Annotated in this window: 13 protein-coding genes and 1 tRNA gene; 8 read left to right on the forward strand and 6 right to left on the reverse strand. The window is 74.8% G+C overall.

Going from position 1 to position 14,738, the window contains the following annotated elements:
- Positions 1 to 71: 71 nt before the first annotated feature.
- From IF45_RS0121610 to IF45_RS0121625, 4 genes are all read left to right on the forward strand, one after another.
- Complete coding sequence (locus IF45_RS0121610) at positions 72 to 1,448, forward strand: AAA domain-containing protein (RefSeq protein WP_008405749.1); 1,377 nt, start codon at positions 72 to 74, stop codon at positions 1,446 to 1,448.
- A gap of 269 nt (positions 1,449 to 1,717) precedes the next feature.
- Positions 1,718 to 2,062, forward strand: coding sequence for a DUF8844 domain-containing protein (locus tag IF45_RS0121615; RefSeq protein WP_010642606.1), 345 nt, complete (start codon positions 1,718 to 1,720; stop codon positions 2,060 to 2,062).
- A gap of 228 nt (positions 2,063 to 2,290) precedes the next feature.
- Complete coding sequence (locus IF45_RS32520) at positions 2,291 to 2,914, forward strand: hypothetical protein (RefSeq protein WP_078842911.1); 624 nt, start codon at positions 2,291 to 2,293, stop codon at positions 2,912 to 2,914.
- Positions 2,905 to 2,978 (forward strand) — tRNA-Lys (locus IF45_RS0121625). The genes IF45_RS32520 and IF45_RS0121625 overlap by 10 nt, the downstream gene beginning before the upstream one ends.
- A 68-nt stretch (positions 2,979 to 3,046) precedes the next feature.
- Here IF45_RS0121625 and IF45_RS0121630 read toward each other — a convergent pair.
- On the reverse strand, positions 3,047 to 4,357 hold the full coding sequence (locus IF45_RS0121630) for a M6 family metalloprotease domain-containing protein (protein WP_010642610.1): 1,311 nt from the start codon (positions 4,355 to 4,357) through the stop codon (positions 3,047 to 3,049).
- Positions 4,358 to 4,721: 364 nt separating this feature from the next.
- Here IF45_RS0121630 and IF45_RS0121635 point away from each other — a divergent pair, with 364 nt between their 5' ends.
- Positions 4,722 to 6,659, forward strand: a complete 1,938-nt coding sequence (locus IF45_RS0121635; protein WP_015507158.1) for a putative bifunctional diguanylate cyclase/phosphodiesterase — start codon at positions 4,722 to 4,724, stop codon at positions 6,657 to 6,659.
- 9 nt (positions 6,660 to 6,668) lie between these two features.
- Here the strand turns inward: IF45_RS0121635 and IF45_RS0121640 are convergent, their stop codons facing one another.
- Positions 6,669 to 7,280 carry a TetR/AcrR family transcriptional regulator gene (locus IF45_RS0121640; RefSeq protein ID WP_003950623.1) on the reverse strand — a complete coding sequence of 204 codons (612 nt, stop codon included), beginning with the start codon at positions 7,278 to 7,280 and terminating at the stop codon, positions 6,669 to 6,671.
- A gap of 65 nt (positions 7,281 to 7,345) precedes the next feature.
- Between IF45_RS0121640 and IF45_RS0121645 the strand changes: the two genes are divergently transcribed.
- On the forward strand, positions 7,346 to 8,179 hold the full coding sequence (locus IF45_RS0121645) for an SDR family oxidoreductase (RefSeq protein ID WP_030309011.1): 834 nt from the start codon (positions 7,346 to 7,348) through the stop codon (positions 8,177 to 8,179).
- Positions 8,180 to 8,279: 100 nt separating this feature from the next.
- Here the strand turns inward: IF45_RS0121645 and IF45_RS0121650 are convergent, their stop codons facing one another.
- From IF45_RS0121650 to IF45_RS0121660, 3 genes are all read right to left on the reverse strand, one after another.
- Positions 8,280 to 9,365, reverse strand: coding sequence for an LLM class flavin-dependent oxidoreductase (locus IF45_RS0121650; protein ID WP_003950621.1), 1,086 nt, complete (start codon positions 9,363 to 9,365; stop codon positions 8,280 to 8,282).
- Positions 9,366 to 9,464: 99 nt separating this feature from the next.
- A complete protein-coding gene (locus IF45_RS0121655; protein WP_003950620.1) occupies positions 9,465 to 10,196 on the reverse strand; it encodes a maleate cis-trans isomerase family protein in 732 nt (243 codons plus the stop codon).
- A gap of 170 nt (positions 10,197 to 10,366) precedes the next feature.
- A complete protein-coding gene (locus IF45_RS0121660) occupies positions 10,367 to 11,206 on the reverse strand; it encodes a maleate cis-trans isomerase family protein (RefSeq protein ID WP_003950619.1) in 840 nt (279 codons plus the stop codon).
- 273 nt (positions 11,207 to 11,479) lie between these two features.
- Here IF45_RS0121660 and IF45_RS0121665 point away from each other — a divergent pair, with 273 nt between their 5' ends.
- Both IF45_RS0121665 and IF45_RS0121670 read left to right on the forward strand, forming a co-directional pair.
- Positions 11,480 to 12,484 carry a D-2-hydroxyacid dehydrogenase gene (locus tag IF45_RS0121665; RefSeq protein ID WP_003950618.1) on the forward strand — a complete coding sequence of 335 codons (1,005 nt, stop codon included), beginning with the start codon at positions 11,480 to 11,482 and terminating at the stop codon, positions 12,482 to 12,484.
- A gap of 118 nt (positions 12,485 to 12,602) precedes the next feature.
- A complete protein-coding gene (locus IF45_RS0121670) occupies positions 12,603 to 14,090 on the forward strand; it encodes an amidase (RefSeq protein WP_030309013.1) in 1,488 nt (495 codons plus the stop codon).
- A 90-nt stretch (positions 14,091 to 14,180) separates the two neighbouring features.
- Here the strand turns inward: IF45_RS0121670 and IF45_RS0121675 are convergent, their stop codons facing one another.
- Positions 14,181 to 14,684 (reverse strand): DUF3830 family protein, encoded by a 504-nt coding sequence (locus tag IF45_RS0121675; protein WP_003950616.1) that lies wholly within the window; start codon positions 14,682 to 14,684, stop codon positions 14,181 to 14,183.
- Positions 14,685 to 14,738: the final 54 nt, after the last annotated feature.

The following is a 14,738-nucleotide window of genomic DNA, read 5'->3' on the forward strand; positions in this document are numbered from 1 at the left end:
GACGCCCCGGACGGAACGACAGGGACGACGGGAACGACAGGTACGACGAGCGTGACGAGGAAGAGCGGCGGATGACGGCGGTGGACGAGGCGGCGGGTGCGGGACCGGGCGGCCGGGAGCTGTCCCCGGGCGAACAGGCGACCCTGGCCACCGAGGAGATCCTGGCGCAGACGCTGCACGGCACGGCCCGTGGGGTCGTGGTGGACTCGCCGCCGGGTGCCGGGAAGTCGACGCTGGTGGTGCGGGCGGCCCGGGAACTGGCCGCGGCGGGGCGCCCGTTGATGATCATCGCGCAGACCAACGCGCAGGTGGACGACCTGGTGCTGCGGCTGGCGGAGAAGGACCCCGAACTGCCGGTGGGGCGGCTGCACAGCAGCGACCGGGACGCCTACGACAAGGCCCTCGACCCACTGCCCTCGGTGCGGACCTCCACCAAGGTGAAGGAGCTGGCGGGGCTGGACGTCGTGGTCTCCACGGCGGCGAAGTGGGCACACGTCAAGGACGTCGAGCCGTGGCGGCACGCCATCGTGGACGAGGCGTACCAGATGCGCTCCGACGCGCTGCTGGCCGTCGCCGGGCTCTTCGAGCGGGCGCTGTTCGTGGGCGACCCGGGGCAGCTCGACCCGTTCGCCCTGGTCGGCGCCGAGCAGTGGGCCGGGCTCTCCTACGATCCCTCGGCGAGCGCGGTGGCGACGCTGCTGGCCCACAATCCGGAGCTGCCCCAGTTGCGGCTGCCGGTCTCCTGGCGGCTGCCCGCGTCGGCGGCCCCGCTGGTCTCCGACGCGTTCTACCCGTTCACACCGTTCCGCAGCGGCACCGGGCCCGGGGACCGCGGCCTCAGCTTCCAGGTGGCCTCGGCCGGGACGCCGTACGACGAGGTGATCGACGAGGCGGCGCGCAGCGGCTGGGGGCTGCTGGAGCTGCCCGCGCGGCACACGCCCCGGACCGACCCGGAGGCGGTGCGGGCGGTGGCCATGGTGGTGCGGCGGCTCCTCGACCGGGAGGGGGCGGCCGTCTCGGAGACCGGGCCGGAGCCGGTGCCGCTCGGGGCGCGGCGGATCGCCGTGGGGACCGCCCACCGGGACCAGGCCGCGGCGGTGCGGGCCGAACTGGCGGCGCTCGGGGTCGAGGGGGTGGCGGTGGACACCGCCAACCGGCTCCAGGGGCGGGAGTTCGATGTGACCGTGGTGCTGCATCCGCTGTCCGGGCGGCCGGACGCCACCGCCTTCCATCTGGAGACCGGGCGGTTGTGCGTGCTGGCCTCGCGGCACCGGCACGCGTGCGTGGTGGTGTGCCGGGAGGGGGTGCAGGAGGTGCTGGACGCGCATCCCTCCACCGAGCCGGTGATGCTGGGGGTGGGGGTGCGGTTCCCTGACGGGTGGGAGGCCCATCACTCCGTGCTCGGAGTGCTGGGCGGGCACCGGGTTCGGCTGCCGGCCGGGGGGTGACCTGCGGTCGGCTTCGGGGGCTGGGCCGGTCTTCCGGGTTCCGCCGTCCACCGTGGCGGTCACTGATGGCCTCAAGCGCCGGCCGGGCTGGGACGTGGCCTCAGGCGCCGGCCGGGCTGGATTTCGGCCGGGCTGGATGTGTGACGCAGCGAGCGGATCGGTGCTGGGGGACGGCTCGGTAAGTGATCAGTGGTGGGGATGGACGGTCCGGTGGGTGGGGACAATGGAAGGTGGTTCTGGGGCGTGGGTCCTGGGTTTGGAGGCATGTGATGGCGGAGTCCGAGCGGGACGCGCCGAGGCTGCGGCCTGCGCCGTTGTTGTTCGAGCCGGCGGAGGCGGTGGGGGACCCGGAGCACTTCTTCGATCTGGAGTCGATGGAGGACCCGGGGGCCCTGCTGGACCGGGCGACCGAGCTGACGGTGGCGTTCCGGGCGGCGGCCGACCGGTCGGTGGAGTTCCAGGCGATGGCGGCGGCGCAGCTCGCGGACCCGCGGCGGTTCGACCGGCTGAGCGCGGAGGCGATCGGGGAGCGGGCGCAGTGGACCGAGGCGTACGCGCAGAAGATGATCGAGTTCGGGCGTGACCTGCTGCGGGCGCGGCCCGCCGGGGGCTGAGCGGGACTGTGGCATATGCCGACGGCGTATGTGAGGGGGCAAGGTACCTCATGGATGTCGCCGATGTCCCGCCTTTCGGCAACTCTGTGATACCGCTTGCTCACCACCGGTAGATCTGTCGACATGAGCAGCCGACATGTCACCGCCACCACGACCGCCCGCCACCGCCTCTCCGCCCCCGGGGGCCGGGTCTCCGGAATCCAGGACGGCCAGGACCAGTCGGCCCGCGTGACGGCGGAGGGAGCCGCGTGGCTCGCCTCGGCCGGGGCGTACCCGGGGGCGGCGGGGCCGGCGGTGCTGCGGTGCGGGATCACCTTCGACGTGGTGAACGTCCCGCCCGTCTTCGGCCACCGGATACTGGACCGCCTCTGGGAGGAGGGTCCGGGTTCGGGCCCGGCGGCGGTGCAGCGGGGCCGGTTACTCCTCTTCGCGGCGCCGGGCACGGCCCAGCGACTGCCCGCCCTGCTGCGCTGGGAGGAGTGCGGGAGCACCGTCCCGCCCCTGCTCTGCCACGGGGCGGGCGACGCGGTGACGGTGCCCGGACCCGACCCGGCGGGGGCGCCCGGGGCTCCCGTACCGGCGCTGCGGGCTGCGGTGGGGCATCCGCGGGACGGGGAGCGGGGGCGGGAGCACGCGGCGGGGGCGGGTGGCCCCGGCGAGTGCTCTGAGCTGCGGGGAGCCGGCGCCGGGGACCGGTGGCTGGTGGCGCCGGGGGCGCGGTACCCGTGGCTGCCGGGGGCGGACGTGCTGCGCTGGGCGTGCGTGCGGGCGGCGCGCGGTACGCGCCCGGTATCGATTTTTCCTCCGGTCCGTCCGGGTGCTAAGGTCTACGACGTCAGCAGGCGCCGCTAGCTCAGTTGGTTAGAGCAGCTGACTCTTAATCAGCGGGTCCGGGGTTCGAGTCCCTGGCGGCGCACAGACGATGAGAAAGCCCCTCGCGGAAGCGGGGGGCTTTCTCATGTCTCCGAGGGCTTTCGGTGCTGGTCAGAGCCGTGTGGTGAGGTTGACGGTCCAGCTGCCCGAGGGGGTGCGGTCCTCCACCTCGACGCGTACGCCCTCGCCGGGGGCGGTGCCGGGGACGGTGAAGGTCTCGCCCTCCTGGACGGGGGCGTCGGCGAGGTCGGGGTAGACCGAGCGGCCCCAGCAGGCAGCGGTGTCCGGGTGGGCGTCGAGGACCTCGACGGGGCCGGCGCCGGAGGGCAGGTCGGTGCGGACACGGTAGACGAGGATGCCTTCGCGGCAGACGTCCACGTCGTTGCCCTCGGCGGTACGCGCCTCCACGGCGATGACGGTGCCGGGCCCCTCGGGGACGACCGCGAGGCGGGTGCCGGAGCCGGGCAGGGGCGCGTCGGCGGCCACGGGCTCCAGGGAGAGGCGGTGCGAGCCCTCGCCCTGGACGCAGGTGATCTGCTGGTGGCCGAGCCAGCCGAGCTTCCACTTGTGCCAGGCGAAGAGGTCCGGGCCGAGTCCGAACTGGCTGCCCATGAGGTCCCAGTCGCCGACGTGGGTGTCCCAGTCGCCCTTGTTGTCGGTGGGCCGGTGGTAGAGGTCGGGCAGGTCGAAGACGTGGCCGGTCTCGTGGGCGAGGACGTTGCGGTCGGGCGGGTGGCGTTCGAAGAGGGTGACGACGCGCCGGATCGGGGTGCCGTCGGCCTCCAGGGGGCGGCTGAAGTTGACCACCTTGGTGGCGTCGGAGTCCACGCCGGGGGCGTCCGGGTCGGCGACGAAGTACACGATGTCGTAGCGCGAGAAGTCGACGACCGGGTCGGCGGCCTTCAGGGCGTCGCGGAGGTAGGCGGAGCGGCTCGCGGCGTTCCAGTCGCGCCGTATCTCGTAGGCCGTGGAGGGCTGCGGCATGGTCAGCCACTCCTTCTGCGGGTGCGGGCGCAGGGTGAAGCGGCCGTACGAGGAGCGGTCGAAGAAGTTGGTGGCGTCGGGGAAGTAGTCGGCGGTCAGCTCGGCGGGGGTGGTGCGCGGGGTGGCGTCGGGGAACGAGAGGAAGACGAGGACGGCGTCGAGGCTGCCGAGCGGGCGCGGGTAGGCGCCGTTCCAGGTGTCGAGCCCCTCGGAGTGGTGGGCCGGGGTGCGCGGCAGGGCGCACGGGCCGCCCGGGGGCGCGGCCGAGGCGGGGCCCGCCACCAGAGAGGTCGCCACCAGGGCGAGGAGCGCCACCGCGCCGGCGCCCAGCGCACGCGGCGTGACGCGCTCCGCGCCCGCGGCCCGTGCGGCCGGCGCGTGTTCCCGCGGGTCCTCCTGACGCGGCAAGGCGGCCTCCGGGTCGGTCGGGGACGGCACATCCCGGCCAGCCTGGTCGCTTTTCTGCCGCAACGCCTCGTTTGTCTCGCCCGGAGGAGTGATCTCCGCTCGAACTGGGCAACCCCTCGCGGGACTCGTTCGGGTGGAGGTGGTGTCCGGTGGGTGCGGCAGCCGTGCCTCGAAGGACCGCGCGGTGGTCGTTCTGCGCACCCCCGGCGCAGGCGTGATGCGCCTGAGCGCCGGGCGCGCGCCCCCACGCGCCGTGCTGGATGCCCTCTCCACGCGGCCTCTATGATCGGCACACTTCCCCTACGAGGACGCCGGAACGCCGACGCCAGCGCGGCCGGGCCCAAGGGCCGCGCACCCGGCCGGACGCGTCCCCCTCACGGAACGGGAGCGAGTGGTGAGCGGAACGACCGAAGGCCCGTCAGCCGCGACCGGGCAGGCACCGGCTGCGCCCCAGGAACACCGGCTCCACGAGACCAGGCCCCAGGAGCGGCCGCCGCACGACTCCCCGCCGTTCGACCCACCGGTCGCGGCCACGGGGTGCGAGCCGCGGCCGCCGGTGCCGGGCGCCCGCGCCCACTCCCCCGCCGACGTCCGCGCGGACGCCTTCCGGCGCGCCCCGATGGCGCTGGCGGTGCTGGACCGGGCGGGGCGGGTGGTGGAGGCCAACGACGCGTTCGCGGCGCTGCTGGGCACCGGTCCCGGCGCGGGCGCGCTGAGCAGGGTGGCGGCCGAGCTGCTGGGCCGGCCCGGCGACGAGACCGTACGGGCGGTGCTGGAAGGCCGGCGGGCCGGGCTCCGGCGCACCCGGCGGGTGCGGGACGCCGAGGGGCGCGCCCGGTGGTTACTGGTGGCCGTGGAGCCACCCCGGGCCGACGGGCCCGGGGGCGCGCTGCTGTCGGTGACCGACATCAGCGCCCGGCGGGAGCTGGAGGCGCGCGTGCGCGACCTGCGGATGCACGATCCGGTGACCCGGCTGCCCAACCGCGCGCTCTTCTTCGAACGGCTCGCCTCGGTCGCGGGGCCGTCCGGACCGGAGGGCGCGGCCGAGCACGGGGAGCACCCCGAGGACCGCTGGCCGCCGGAGGCCGGGCAGGCCAGGACGGGGCGGATCGGCGTCTGCTATCTCGACCTGGACGGCTTCAAGGCGGTCAACGACACCTTCGGCCACCGCACCGGCGACCTGCTGCTGACCGCGGTCGCCGAGCGGCTGAGCCGGGTCGCCGTCGCCGGGGCGCGGGGCGGGCGTACGCCGCTGGTGGCGCGGCTCGGCGGCGACGAGTTCGCCCTGCTCGTGCCGGACTCCTCGGGGACCGAGCAGCTCACCGCGCTGGCGGCGGCGGCGCTGGTCGCGCTGGAGGAGCCGTTCGACGCGGACGGGGAGCGGCTCTCCGTGTCGGCCTCGGTCGGCGTGGTGGAGCGGCCCGCCTCCGCGACCACCGCGACCGAGCTGATGCAGGACGCCGACACCACGCTGTACTGGGCCAAGGCCGACGGCGGCGGGCGGTGGACCCTCTTCGACCCCGAGCGCAACGCCCACCGGATGACCCGCCAGGTCCTCGCGGCCGAGCTGCGGCCCGCGATCGGGCGCGGCGAGTTCGTCCTCGACTACCAGCCGCTGGTGGACCTGGCGGACGGGACGACCAGCGGGGTGGAGGCGCTGGTGCGCTGGCGCCACCCGCAGTTCGGGACGCTGCCGCCGAGCCGCTTCATCGGGCAGGCCGAGGAGGACGGCTCCGTCGTCCAGCTGGGCCGGTGGGTGCTGCGCACGGCGTGCGCGCAGGCGCGGGCCTGGCAGGTGGCGCGCCCCGGCCGCCGGGCGATCTTCGTCAGCGTCAACGTGGCCGTGCGCCAGGTCTGGGACTCCGACCTGGTGGCGGACGTGGCGGCGGCGCTGGAGGCGACCGGGCTGCCGCCCGAACTGCTCCAGCTGGAGCTGACCGAGTCGGCGCTGATGGGCTCGGCCGGGCGGCCGCTGCGGGTCCTCCAGGCGCTCAGCGCGATGGGGGTGCGGATCGCCATCGACGACTTCGGCACGGGGTACTCCAACCTCTCGTACCTGAGCCGGCTGCCGGTCTCCGTGCTGAAGCTCGACGGGTCGTTCGTCCGCAGTTTCCGGGACGACGTGCCGCCGGGGGCGGCGGACGAGGTGGTGGTCGAGGCGATGGTCTCGCTCGCCCACCGTCTGGGGCTGACCGTCACCGCCGAGTGCGTGGAGACGGCCCAGCAGGCGCGCCGGCTGCGCGGGATCGGGTGCGACACCGGGCAGGGGTGGCTGTGGTCGCGGCCGGTCGGGCCGGAGCGGATCGCCGGGTTGCTGCGGCAGCAGGGGTGAGCCGGGCGTTCAGCCCGGCCTGCCGGGGGCGCGCAGCCCGGCCAGGAGGAGCTGGAGCAGGTGCTCGGCCCGCGCGGGCGCGGCCTGTTCCGTGCGGGTGAGCAACTGGTAGAGGACGGAGCCGATCAGGGCGTCGGCGACCGCCTCCAGGTCGGCGTCGGCGCGGAACTCGCCGCTCGCCACCCCGGCCCGGAGGTGGCCGACGAGGCTCTCGTACTGCCCGCGGGTGTGCTGCCGGTAGAGGCTCTCGGCGGCGTGCGGGCTCTCGGCGGCGGCCGCGGTCAGGGCGAGGACCATCGCGGCGTGGTGCGGGTCGCCCACCGAGGCGGCGTAGGCGCGGAACCAGTCGGCGAGCCGCTGGGAGCCGGTGGCGTGCGGGCCGGGCGCCGGCGAGCCGGGCACCGAGGCGAGGAAGCTGTGGAGCACCGCGTCGGCGACCAGGGCCGCCCTGGAGGGCCAGCGGCGGTAGAGCGTCGGTTTGCCGACCCCGGCGAGGGTGGCCACCTTCTCCATCGACAGCCCGGCGTACCCGTCCCGCAGGAGGACCTGCCGGGCGGCGTCCAGCAGGGCGTCGTCCCGCGCCGCGTCCCTGGGCCGCCCGGGCCGTCGTACCTCGTCCATGGCGCGATCCTACGAGTAGGCTGGCGTTACGGAACGTACCGTAACGTTATTGAGGGGTGTGTCGTATGGGCCGGAACGTGGTCGTCGTCATCGGTGTCGGAGGGATGGGCGAGGCCATCGCCCGGCGGCAGGGGCCGGGGAACAGGCTGCTGCTCGCCGACTTCGACGAGGCGACGCTCGCCGCCGTCGCGGAGCGGCTGCGCGGGCAGGGGCACGAGGTCGTCACCCAGGCGGTGGACGTCTCCTCGGCGTCCTCGGTCACGGCGCTCGCCGAGGCGGCCGCCGGGCTGGGGCCGGTGACCCAGGTGGTGCACACGGCCGGGCTCTCCCCCGTCCAGGCGTCGCCCGCCGCCGTCCTGCGGGTGGACCTGCTCGGGACGGCGCTGGTCGTCGAGGAGTTCGGGCACGTCGTCGCCCCCGGCGGCGCCGGGGTGGTGATCGCCAGCATGGCCGGGCACATGCTGCGGACCCCGCTCACCGCCGAGCAGGAGAGCGCGCTCGCCCACACCCCGGCCGGGGAGCTGCTGCGCCTGCCCTTCGCCGACCCCGAGGCGCTGGGGCAGGGCGCCTACGGGCTGGCGAAGTACGGGAACCGGCTGCGCGTCCAGGCGGCGAGCGCCGCCTGGGGAGCGCGGGGTGCGCGGATCAACTCCGTCAGCCCGGGCGTGATCGCCACCCCGATGGGACAGCAGGAGCTGGACGGCGTCAGCGGCCGGACCATGCGCGCCATGGTCGCCGCCTCGGGCACCGGCCGGCTGGGCACGCCCGAGGACATCGCGGAGGCCGCCGCCTTCCTGCTCGGCCCCGGCGCGTCCTTCATCACCGGGAACGACCTGCTGGTCGACGGCGGCGTCGTGGCGGCCCTGCGCTCGGGGCACCTGACCCCGGCCGGCGCTTGAGCCACCCTCCGAGCCCGGCCGGCGGTTGAGGCCCCCCGGGAGGGGCAGCCGGAACCGCGCAGGCCCCGTCGGGAGTTCGCCCCGCGAAGCGGGGCCGGGCTCAGCCCAGGTCGGGCATCCCGTAGGCGTCCGCGATGAGTTCGTAGGAGCGGACGCGGGCGTCCTGGGTGTGGGCGTTGGCGGTGAGCATGAGTTCGTCGGCGCCGGTGCGCTTCTGGAGGTCGTCGAGGCCGGCGCGGACCTCGTCGGGGGTGCCGTGGACGACGTTGGAGAGCCAGTCGTCGATGAAGTCCTGCTCGACGGCGGAGAAGGAGTGCGCCTCGGCCTCCTCGGGCGTCGGTACGAGCCCGGGGGCGCCCCGGCGCAGGCGGACCATGTTGAGGGCGCCGGTGAGCACCTGGCGCCGGGCCTCCTTCGCCTCGTCGGCGGCGAACGCGGAGACGCCGATCATGGCGTAGGGCGCGTCGAGGACGGCCGAGGGGCGGAACGACTCGCGGTAGAGGTCGAGCGCCGGGATGGTGTTGCGGGCCGAGAAGTGGTGGGCGAAGGAGAAGGGCAGGCCCATCATCCCGGCGAGGCGGGCGGAGAAGCCGGAGGAGCCCAGCAGCCAGATCTGCGGCCGGTGCGGGGACTGGACGCCGCCCGCGGTGGTGGCCTGCACCGGACCGGGCACCGCGTGGATACGCCGGTAGGGGTGACCGTCCGGGAAGTCGTCGTCGAGGAAGCGGATCAGCTCGGCGAGCTGCTCGGGGAAGTCGTCGGCGCCCTCGTGCAGCCGGTCGGTGCGGCGCAGGGCGGCGGCGGTGGCTCCGTCGGTACCGGGGGCGCGCCCGAGTCCGAGGTCGACGCGGCCCGGCGCCAGCGCCTCCAGGGTGCCGAACTGCTCGGCGATGACGAGCGGGGCGTGGTTGGGCAGCATCACGCCGCCGGAGCCGAGGCGTACCCGCTCGGTGTGGGCGGCGAGGTGGGCGAGGATCACCGCTGGGGAGGAGGAGGCGACGCCGGGCATGGAGTGGTGCTCGGCCACCCAGTGGCGGGTGAAGCCCCGGCGGTCGGCGGTCCGGGCGATCCGGACCGCCGCGTGCAGGGCGTCCGTGGACGTCTGGCCGGCGCCGACGGTGGCCAGGTCCAGTACGGAGAGGGGGGTCGGGGCGGTGCCCTGGACCTTTCCTCGGATGTCGTCCACGGGGGTGCCTCCTGTTGCTGGGGGTGCGAACCCCCGCTTAACGGGAGGGTGGCTCCGTTTTATTCCCGGGCCCGCTCTCCCAGGAGACCACCGGCCCGCTCAGGAGACCACCTGGGGCTTCTGGAGGAAGAGGGTGCCCAGGGCGGGCTCGCGGACCCGGCGCCCCGCCAGCCGCAGCCCCTCCCAGACCGTGACCTGGTTGGCGGTGAGGACGGGCTTGCCCAGCTCCTCCTCCAGCTCCGTGAGGTACGCGGCGGTGTGCAGGGCGGTGTCCGGCAGCAGGACCGCCTCGGCGTCGGGGTGGTCGCCGGAGCGGGCCAGTTCCAGGACCTCGTCCCGGCCCCAGGTGCCGACCTCGGCGGCGGTGATGATGCCGCTCGCCTTCTCCTGGACGACCTCGGTGCCGGAGGCCTTGAGGAAGTCGGAGAAGCGGCCCGCGACGTCGTCGGGGTAGGTCGCGGCGACCGCGACCCGGCTCGCCCCGATCTCCTTGACGGCGTGCGCGAAGGCGAAGGAGGTGCTGGAGGCGGGGAGTCCGGCGGCCTGGGCGAGGGCGCGGACCTGGTCGTGGGCGCCGTCCCAGCCGTAGACGAAGCTGCCGCTGGTGCAGGCCCAGACGACCGCCTCGGCGCCGGAGTGGCGCAGTTCCTCGACGCCCGCGCCGAGCCGGGCCGGGGAACCCATCTCCAGCAGGGCGTCGACGCGGTGGGCGTCCTCGCCGATGTCGGTGTGGATGACGTGCAGCCGGACGCTGCCGCCCATCAGCACCTCGATGCGCGGGTAGTCGTCCTCGGCGGAGTGCCCCGGGTAGAGAAAGCCGAGCGCTGTCATGTGTGCCCTTTCCCTTTCGACGTCGTCTCCGGGACCGCTGACGGTCCTCCGGTCCCCCAGACGGGCTTAACTGCTCCGATTCCCGCACATCGGGCCGCCATGTCCCGCGAGGCCCGCCCGGACGGGCCCGGTTTTTCCCGGCACGCCCGGCGGGCCTCCTTCCCCCCGCCCTACAGGAGCGGGGTGTCCGGCAGCACCGGGTGGTCGCTGCCGCCCTTGCGGGGAGCGGCCGGGCCGGGTGCCGTCGTGCCGAACTCGCTCGCGCCGGGGCGGGCGGACGGGTTGAGCAGCGCCTGGTACGGGCCGACCGCGCCGATGCCGAGATGGCGCAGGGCGGACCAGATGGTGACCTGGTTGGCGGAGAGCACGGGGATGCGCAGCTCCGCCTCCAGCTGGGGGATGACGTCGTAGGTGGGCAGGTTGGTGCAGCTGATGAAGAGGGCGTCGACCGGCTTGCGGCGGACGGCGCGGTGGGCCATGGCGGAGACGGACCGGTAGGGGACCTGCCAGATGTGGTGGGTCAGGCCCAGGTTGGCGCGGGCGGTGACCTCGATGCCGCCCCGGGCCAGGTACCGCTCCAGGGAGCGGGTGACCGACCGGGTGTAGGGGGTGACCAGGGCTATCCGCCGGGCGCCGAGTTCCGCGAGGGCTTCGAGGAGGGCGCCGGAGGTGGTGACGGAGGGGACCCCGCCGGCCTGGGTCATCGCCGCGCACATGGCGCGTTCACCGGTGTGGCCGCCGACGAAGCTGCCCGAGGTGCAGGCGTAGGCGAGGACCTGGGGCTCGGCGGCGCTGAGGGCGCGGACCGCCTCGTGGAGCGTGGCGTGTTCGCTGACCAGCCGGGCGAGGTCGAGGCTGACCTCGACGGGGACGTAGGGCGTCCGGGTGAGATGGAGCGAGACCTCGTCGGGTACCCATCGCCAGAGTTCCCGGTCGAGTGCGAAATCGAAGGGTGCGACCACACCGACACCGTGCTGCGGGTGCGGTCCGCCCAGAAAGGAGACGTCCATGAGCAGGCCCCAATTTTCGAAAATGGTGCTCGCGGAACCGGCCGGAGCCGGGAGGGGGGTGCGGATGCCGGCACGTGCGCCGGGACGTCGGGACAGAGCCTGAAGCGCGTGACCGGCCGAGAACTCTCCGTGACTTCGGCGATTCCCCGTGGCGAAGGGCTTCTGTTGACGACGGTAGTTTCGGGTGCCAGCGTGGTCAATCCGCACGTCCCGGACAGCTTCGGACCGGCTTTTCCGGCCGGTACCCACCACGGAAGCGGAAGCACGTTGCCCATGGGTTTCCCGCACGTATCCGACGAGGCACTTTCGCCTCACCCGACGCAGGGCCGGCCCTTCGAGCCGACCCTCCTGGTCCTCGACGCCGACCCGCCGCCACGGCTGGAATCACTCGCCGGACGGGCCCGCGTCCTGCACGCCGACGCCGCCTCGCTGGCCTCGCTGCTGCCCGAGGCGGACGTCCTGCTGGTGTGGGACTTCCTCTCCGACGCGGTCCGCGAGGCGTGGCCCGGACCGGGCGCCCGGCCCGGCTGGGTGCACACCGCGAGCGCCGGCGCGGACCGGCTGATCTGCCCGGAACTGGTCGCCTCGGACACCGTGGTGACCAACGCGCGGGGCGTCTTCGACCAGCCGATCGCCGAGTACGTGGCCGCGCTGGTGCTGGCCTTCGCCAAGGATCTGCCGCGCACGCTGGAGCTGGGGGCGGCCCGGGAGTGGCGCCACCGGGAGACCCGGCGGGTGGCCGGAACACGCGCCTGCGTCGTCGGTTCCGGCCCGATCGGCCGGGCGATCTCCCGGGTACTGACCGCGCTCGGGGTGCACGTCTCGGTGGTCGGCCGGACGGCCCGTAACGGAATCCACGGGCAGGACGAGCTGGACGGTCTGCTCGCCGCCTCGGACTGGGTGGTCTGCGCGGCCCCGCTCACCGACGAGACGCGCGGCCTCTTCGACGCCGGCCGGTTCGCCCGGATGAGGGAGTCGGCCTGCTTCGTCAACATCGGGCGGGGCGCCCACGTCGTCGAGCCGGACCTCGCCGAGGCGCTCGCCGCCGGGCGGATCGCGGGCGCGGCGCTCGACGTCTTCGCCGAGGAACCGCTCCCCGCGACCAGCCCCCTGTGGGAGGCGCCCGGCCTGGTCGTCTCCCCGCACATGAGCGGCGACACCGTCGGCTGGCGCGACGAACTGGGCGAGCAGTTCCTGGAGCTGTACGCCCTGTGGGAGGCGGGCCGGCCACTGCGGAACGTGGTCGACAAGGAGCGCGGGTATGTCCCGGGCGCCTGACGGGGAGAGCTTGCGGGACGGCCACCGCGCGACCGCCGCACGGACGCGCGGGACCGCCGTACGGAACTGATCGGCTGCACCCGGTCCCGCGCGGACCGGCGAACCCCAGGAGGGGCGGATGACCGACCGCATCGCACCGACCGACACCGAGGGCAACGCCGCCGCACCGTCCGCGCCCGGGGCGCAGATCCCGGCCCCCGGGACCGGGGCCTCCCCCGCCCCGGTGACCGCCACCGCCCTGCTGGCCGCCTACCGGGCGGGCACGCTCAGCCCGGTCGACGCCACCCGGGACGCCCTGGCCCGGATCGAGGCGACCGAGCCCGCGGTCAACGCCTTCGTGCGGGTGGACGCGGAGGCGGCGCTCGCCCAGGCGGAGGAGTCGGCGCGGCGCTGGGAGCGCGGGGAGCCGGCCGGGCTGCTGGACGGGGTGCCGGTGACGGTGAAGGACATCCTGCTCCAGCGCGGCGGCCCCACCTTCAAGGGGTCGCGGACCGTCCGGGCCGCGGGGCCGTGGGAGGAGGACGCGCCCTCGGTGGCGCGGCTGCGGGAGCACGGGGCGGTCTTCCTCGGCAAGACGACGACGCCGGAGTTCGGCTGGAAGGGCGTGACCGACTCCCCGCTGAGCGGCGCGACCCGCAACCCGTACGACCCGGCGCTCACCTCCGGCGGCTCCAGCGGCGGCGGGGCCGCGGCGGTGGCGCTCGGCGCGGGCCCTCTCGCGCTCGGCACGGACGGCGGCGGGTCGGTGCGCATCCCGGCCGCCTTCTGCGGGGTCTTCGCGCTCAAGCCGACCTACGGGCGGGTCCCGCTCTACCCGGCGAGCGCCTTCGGCACGCTCGCGCACATCGGGCCGATGACGCTGGACGCGCGGGACGCGGCGCTGATGATGGACGTGATCAGCGGGTCCGACGCACGTGACTGGTCGCAGCTGGGCCCGGTCGCGGAGAGCTTCCGCACCGGCCTGGACGAGGGGGTGCGCGGCCTGCGCGTCGCCTACTCCCCCACCTTCGGCGGCCAGGTCGCCGTCGACCCGGCGGTGGCGGCGGCGGTACGGGCCGGGGTGGAGCGGCTGGCCGCGCTGGGCGCCTGGGTGAGCGAGGACGACCCGGACTTCACCGACCCGGTCGACGCCTTCCACACCCTGTGGTTCAGCGGGGCGGCGCGGGTGGTGCAGCCGCTGGGGCCCGAGGCACGGGCGCTGCTCGACCCGGGGCTGCGGGAGGTCTGCGGGCAGGGGGCGCGGTACAGCGCGCTCGACTACCTGGCGGCGGTCGACACCCGGATGGAGCTGGGCCGCCGGATGGGCCGCTTCCACGAACGGTACGACCTGCTGGTCACGCCGACGCTGCCGATCACGGCGTTCGAGGCGGGCCTGGAGGCGCCGAAGGGCTCGGGCCACCGCCGGTGGACCGGGTGGACGCCGTTCACCTACCCGTTCAACCTCACCCAGCAGCCCGCCGCCTCGGTCCCGGTCGGCACCGACGCCCGCGGCCTGCCGGTCGGCCTCCAGATCGTCGGCCCGCGCCACGCCGACGCCCTGGTCCTGCGGGCGGCGCACGCCCTGTACGCGGCGGGCGCGGCCGGAATCGCACCCCCGGCGCTCTGACCAGGCGTACGCCCCCGGCGAGCCGGACACTCCGTAACGCCCCTGGGCCCGGCGGAGTCTCCGGCTCCCGGGGCGCGTCCCCGGGCGCGCTCAGGCGCGGCGGAAGCTCAGGGCTTCACCTAGCGCCCCCGCGCGCCAGAGGTCGTTGCAGGCGGCGGCCATCTCCTCCAGGCCGTCGACGACCGTGCCCCAGACGATGCCGGGGATCCAGCCCATGTCGCCGTTGATGAGCAGGTTGTTGCGCTCGTAGAAGAGGGCGAGGTCGACGAGGGTCGCCCCGGCCCGCACATCCGCCCCGGTGGTGTCGTAGCCGTAGGCGCGGTTGCCGAGCTGGGTGCCGTTGAAGGTGAAGTAGCAGAGGTCCCCGGGGATGGGGGTGACCGTGGGGTTCTCCAGCGGGGGTTCCTGGGCGGCGAAGGGTTCGAAGAGGGCGTAGATCTCGTTGCGGGCGTACTTCGCGTGGTAGACGTCGCCGCTCAGGGGCAGTGCCTCCCACACCGCCGCGCAGGTGACCGGGGCCTTGTCGTCGAGGAGCCGTGCGGTGCAGTGGACGCCCCGCTTGGGCAGGGAGATGTCGATGAAGCGTTCGGTCATGCACCCATGGTGCCCACTGGTCCCCGCTGCTATCTCCCGCGACATGGGCGCAAA

Source organism: Streptomyces albidoflavus, from assembly GCF_000719955.1.
Classification (GTDB): Bacteria; Actinomycetota; Actinomycetes; order Streptomycetales; family Streptomycetaceae; genus Streptomyces; species Streptomyces albidoflavus.

Bases quoted from the DNA above. Each gene is read 5' to 3' on its own strand.
- IF45_RS0121610 (WP_008405749.1), top strand. From the start codon at position 72: ATGACGGCGGTGGACGAGGCGGCGGGTGCGGGACCGGGCGGCCGGGAG.
- IF45_RS0121615 (WP_010642606.1), top strand. From the start codon at position 1,718: ATGGCGGAGTCCGAGCGGGACGCGCCGAGGCTGCGGCCTGCGCCGTTG.
- IF45_RS0121640 (WP_003950623.1), bottom strand. From the start codon at position 7,280: ATGGACGAGGTACGACGGCCCGGGCGGCCCAGGGACGCGGCGCGGGAC.
- IF45_RS0121645 (WP_030309011.1), top strand. From the start codon at position 7,346: ATGGGCCGGAACGTGGTCGTCGTCATCGGTGTCGGAGGGATGGGCGAG.
- IF45_RS0121655 (WP_003950620.1), bottom strand. From the start codon at position 10,196: ATGACAGCGCTCGGCTTTCTCTACCCGGGGCACTCCGCCGAGGACGAC.
- IF45_RS0121660 (WP_003950619.1), bottom strand. From the start codon at position 11,206: ATGGACGTCTCCTTTCTGGGCGGACCGCACCCGCAGCACGGTGTCGGT.
- IF45_RS0121665 (WP_003950618.1), top strand. From the start codon at position 11,480: ATGGGTTTCCCGCACGTATCCGACGAGGCACTTTCGCCTCACCCGACG.
- IF45_RS0121670 (WP_030309013.1), top strand. From the start codon at position 12,603: ATGACCGACCGCATCGCACCGACCGACACCGAGGGCAACGCCGCCGCA.
- IF45_RS0121675 (WP_003950616.1), bottom strand. From the start codon at position 14,684: ATGACCGAACGCTTCATCGACATCTCCCTGCCCAAGCGGGGCGTCCAC.